Annotated in this window: 7 protein-coding genes and 2 tRNA genes; 4 read left to right on the top strand and 5 right to left on the bottom strand. The window is 56.2% G+C overall.

The features are described 5' to 3' along the window. The coding region (locus AC1DTN_RS37100; RefSeq protein ID WP_477925062.1) for a GTP-binding protein at positions 1–342 on the bottom strand (342 nt) is incomplete at its 3' end. Positions 343–727: 385 nt separating this feature from the next. On the opposite strand from AC1DTN_RS37100, the gene AC1DTN_RS37095 reads away from it, so the two are divergent. Next, a complete protein-coding gene (locus AC1DTN_RS37095; protein ID WP_113324884.1) occupies positions 728–928 on the top strand; it encodes a hypothetical protein in 201 nt (66 codons plus the stop codon). Between the two features lie 35 nt (positions 929–963). Here the strand turns inward: AC1DTN_RS37095 and AC1DTN_RS37090 are convergent. Both AC1DTN_RS37090 and AC1DTN_RS37085 read right to left on the bottom strand, forming a co-directional pair. Next, a tRNA-Gly gene (locus AC1DTN_RS37090) sits at positions 964–1,037 on the bottom strand. 25 nt (positions 1,038–1,062) lie between these two features. Continuing rightward, positions 1,063–1,147: transfer RNA gene (locus AC1DTN_RS37085), tRNA-Tyr, on the bottom strand. Between the two features lie 204 nt (positions 1,148–1,351). Here AC1DTN_RS37085 and rlmB point away from each other — a divergent pair. Genes rlmB through AC1DTN_RS37070 form a run of 3 tightly spaced genes read left to right on the top strand, consistent with a single transcriptional unit; the run spans position 1,352 to position 2,776 of the window. Then, positions 1,352–2,242, top strand: a complete 891-nt coding sequence (gene rlmB / locus AC1DTN_RS37080) for a 23S rRNA (guanosine(2251)-2'-O)-methyltransferase RlmB (RefSeq protein WP_439014697.1) — start codon at positions 1,352–1,354, stop codon at positions 2,240–2,242. Between the two features lie 44 nt (positions 2,243–2,286). Beyond that, positions 2,287–2,607 (top strand): hypothetical protein, encoded by a 321-nt coding sequence (locus AC1DTN_RS37075; RefSeq protein ID WP_439017304.1) that lies wholly within the window; start codon positions 2,287–2,289, stop codon positions 2,605–2,607. Positions 2,608–2,632: 25 nt separating this feature from the next. Then, positions 2,633–2,776 (top strand): hypothetical protein, encoded by a 144-nt coding sequence (locus tag AC1DTN_RS37070; protein ID WP_439017303.1) that lies wholly within the window; start codon positions 2,633–2,635, stop codon positions 2,774–2,776. 12 nt (positions 2,777–2,788) lie between these two features. Here AC1DTN_RS37070 and AC1DTN_RS37065 read toward each other — a convergent pair whose 3' ends face one another. Continuing rightward, positions 2,789–3,385 carry a TetR/AcrR family transcriptional regulator gene (locus tag AC1DTN_RS37065; protein WP_439014696.1) on the bottom strand — a complete coding sequence of 199 codons (597 nt, stop codon included), beginning with the start codon at positions 3,383–3,385 and terminating at the stop codon, positions 2,789–2,791. Between the two features lie 11 nt (positions 3,386–3,396). Continuing rightward, positions 3,397–3,903, bottom strand: a complete 507-nt coding sequence (locus AC1DTN_RS37060; RefSeq protein WP_439017192.1) for a DinB family protein — start codon at positions 3,901–3,903, stop codon at positions 3,397–3,399. Positions 3,904–4,183 lie beyond the last annotated feature (280 nt).

The following is a 4,183-nucleotide window of genomic DNA, read 5'->3' as shown; positions in this document are numbered from 1 at the left end:
GTGCTCGCGCGTCTGCGGCATCGGGCCGTCAGCGGCAGAGCAGACCAGGATCGCGCCGTCCATCTGCGCGGCACCCGTGATCATGTTCTTGACATAGTCAGCGTGGCCGGGGCAGTCGACGTGCGCGTAGTGGCGGGCCGGCGTTTCATACTCGACGTGAGCCGTCGAAATGGTGATGCCGCGTGCCTTTTCTTCCGGAGCAGCGTCGATCTGGTCATACGCCTTGAACTCACCGAAATACTTCGTGATCGCTGCCGTCAGAGACGTCTTGCCGTGGTCAACGTGGCCGATCGTGCCAATGTTGACGTGCGGCTTGTTGCGCTCAAACTTACTCTTTGCCATTTGAATGCTTCCTGTGGACGTAAATGGGTGACCCCGGCGAACCGGTTTAGTGCCGCCGTTTAAGGCTTTCGGCGAAATTGCGCAAGACTTAATTGCAGACGCCATTCTTGGCGTGTCAGCGCATATGGGAGATAATTCGCAACCCGCAAGACGATTCGTCGGCACCTGCCCCAAAACACCTGAAATCTAAGGTAAAATCGAGAGAAAGCCCGCTTCTGGCCTTGTTGATGCCAGCAGCGACTGCAATTTCTGCAGTCGTGACCCGGGTGCCGCGCGATCTCATCGGCGCGACGCCTGCCGACAAGATTATATTACATTTTACTAATTGATTTCACCGAACGGGAAAACTTGCATGATATCCCTCTAATATTCGGAGGGACACCCAATGCAATCGGAGAGCTATACCAACCACTATTCGGCATTCATGGAAGACCATCGTGAATTCGGCTATCCGCGCGAAGACGATGCAGGCACGGGCGTCAAAAAGAACACGGGCCAGTCTTCGGTCTTCATCGCCGGCATCGCCATAGGGGTGCTCGGCTACTGGATCATTGGCAATTTCATGAATCTCGTATTCGAGTTCTGAAAGCGGGCGTGATTCGTCGAGAACGGCAAGGAAGATGGAGCGGGTAGCGGGAATCGAACCCGCGTATTCAGCTTGGAAGGCTGCTGCTCTACCATTGAGCTATACCCGCGGGGTTGGTCCGATCCAATGACGAATGGTGGAGAGAGTTGGATTTGAACCAACGTAGGCTGAGCCAACGGATTTACAGTCCGTCCCCTTTAACCACTCGGGCATCTCTCCAGTTTTTCGTCCGGATCTTGAAGACCAAGTTCGTCAGACTTTGAAGCGTTGCCGCCCCGTCGTCTGCGCCGCGTATATGACCGGACGATTTCAGTCTGTCAACACGATGACAATGGAAAAGACAGGAAAAATTTCATCGCCTGTTGAAAGCCGGCGTATGAAAGAAGGCCTATGCGGCAACAGGCGCCATCGTTATAAAGCCGCATGAGCAAAGATAAGAAATCCGGCGACAAGCCCGCTATCGACAAGTCCGCAAAGGACACGCATTACGCAACCTTGCGACGCGCGCATCGCGACGGCAAGCGCGAACGCGGTGAGATTCCAACACCGGCACCACAGAAGCGCAAGCGTGGCGGAGACGACTGGAAACCGCCGGCGCTCGCCCCCGATCAGGTCTTCCTCTACGGTCTTCATACCGTTCGTGCCGCGCTTGAAAATCCTGAGCGCAAAAACATCAAGCTATCGGTGACACAGAACGCGCTTGCTCGATTGGAGATCGATCCTGATACGATCGGCATTCCCGTCGACATGGTCTCGCCGCAGGATATCGACAAGGTGCTCGGCCCCGAAGCGATCCATCAGGGCGTGATGCTGGAAACACGCCCCCTGCCCGTCCGGCGCCTGGAAGCACTGAAGGACAGCCCATTGCTTCTCCTGCTCGACCAGGTAACCGATCCGCACAATGTCGGCGCCATCATGCGATCGGCCGTCGCCTTCAATGCAGGCGCCGTTATCACCACCCAGAGACATAGCCCGACTGAATCGGGCGTGCTTGCCAAATCGGCTTCCGGCGCGCTGGAACTGATACCTTATATACAGATCACCAATCTCTCGGATGCGCTCGGCGAATTGCACAAGCTCGGCTTCTTCACGATCGGGCTTGATTCGGAAGGACCGGCGCCGCTGGAAGGCACGTTCTCAGGTGGTCGAATCGCGCTGGTGCTCGGCTCCGAAGGCAAGGGCCTGCGGCAGAAGACCCGCGAAACCGTCAGCGCGCTCGCCCGGCTCGATATGCCCGGCGCCATCAAATCGCTGAACGTATCGAATGCCGCGGCGATTGCCCTTTATGCAGCGGGACTGCACCTGAAGGCATAGGCCACAGTCGGCAGATCACTGTTGATATGTCGCAGAGAGAGGGAATGATGGTCGCCATTGCGGTTGAACACCCTCTTCCCTGGTCCATATTCCGCCTTGGAAAGAGCTTGCCGGTCACTATCATCGGCAGTGCATTCATCTTTGGGGCGCCGGCAAAAGGGAATCCGCACTATGGCAATTCGACCGCTGATCTTCGGCGTTCTTTTCATTGCGGTCCTCGTCATGGTCATTTTGAGCATCACGTGGGTGGACAGGTCTCACCCGATCCGCCAGCCGGATCCCCTGGCACCGTCGACGACGCCATCAAATCCACCTCCATCTGTGCAATAACCGATCCGGAACCCGCAACGTCGCCGGGCGTTTAATCCCACCAGACAAATAGGGATCTAGATGTTCATGCGCCTGATGATTGCCGTCGTTGCCGTTATGATTGCTTCGGTCCTCAGCATCGCGATGATGTCTCCGTCCGGTGCCGGACAGACCGGCAGCGGTACGAAGATCGCATCGAGCATGAACGAGCCGGCACGGAAGTGACTGCAAATCGCCTCATCGGATGAGGCGCAGAACACCATTCTCGATATTGCTAAGCAGTTTTGATTGCCCGGCATCATCGTCGCCGATGCCGCTCTGATTTACGACGCCGTGCAATGCGTTAAACAGGAATATGGCGGTGAATGCCGGCTCCTTCAGTGACCAAGCTCCCTCACGGCTTCCTGCTGCAAGCAATTGCTGGAGACTATAGATCAGGATGTTGCTCGTCAGGCCCTCGCGGCTTGGAGGCGGAGAAGCAGCAAAAACGAGATTGTGCAGGCGCGCGGCTTTTAGATATCCCATGGCGCAGGCTTTTGCCCAGGCCGTCAACTTGCCGTCCCAGTCGCCAGTCTCCTGCTTACCCACTTCTTCCACGATGCCGTTCAGAAGCTTCTGAACGAAGCGGGTCCGCAATGCTTCGATAACATCCGCCTTCGAAGAGAAATGAAGGTAAAAGGCACCCTTCGAGACGGCGGCACCTCGGGTGATCTCCTCGATCGTCGTATGCTCCACCCCCTTGTCGAGAAAGAGGCGTTCGGCCGCGACCATGAGGTCGTCCCGCCTTTCCTCGGCTGGTTTGGTTCTTGGCCTGCCGGCCATGCGTGATGTCATCGGAAAGTCCGTCAATGCCCGCGACGCTGAGGCTCCGCCCGGTGCAGGTAGCCCGCGAATACGTCGCGCATAGCAGTGTTTTCAATGTCGGGCAAAAGACGACCGACCTCCCCGCGGTGATAACCGCTGTGGGTGATGACATGGGCCAGCATCTCCTCCCGCGACATGCGGCCCTGCCCACCATCGGTGAAAGTGAAGTCAATCGTCTCTTCGAGCTCCTCGGGCGCCACCTGCACCATATAATCCAGATACCACCTGTCGGTTTTCCTAATCGCGGAAGCAAGATCTCCAAAAGCTGGCGGCTCGCTGGTCCAACTCGCCGTATAACCATGCGGCTCCTTCCGCAGGTTGGCAGCGAAAATCCGATCGACGATTTGAGCGTGATTGAGAACACGAAAAGCGGACTGGAGGTTTTCCGATAGCCCGCTTTCGGGAAAAGCAGCAAGCGCGGTCAGAAGTTCCTCATCAGCGCTGGCCTTATATCGAAAGAGAGAGGTCAGGAGTGTTTTTGCGGACATGGCGAACTCCATCGCGGCGATTGATGAACTGATCTTTAAATTATTGACTGGTGGTCAGTCAATAAAATTGTCAAATGCGCCGAATAACGATCAAGCAAAAATCCCGTCGCAAGTTCGAAAACTTGCAACGGGATTTTGCTAAAGCATGCCGCGTAAAACTGTGCAGCGGTTTTGCGATAACGACCTGCGTGAAGACAAAGACCTAAAGTGTGGAAAGCGAATCTGAAAGATCGCGGCATGCTTCAGGATCGGAAAATGCGTGGCTCGGTCAGCTATCAGC

This window comes from Rhizobium sp. 01T444 (assembly GCF_056398305.1).
Note: the sequence above shows the minus strand (reverse complement) of the source record. Positions and strands in the feature narration are given on the sequence as shown.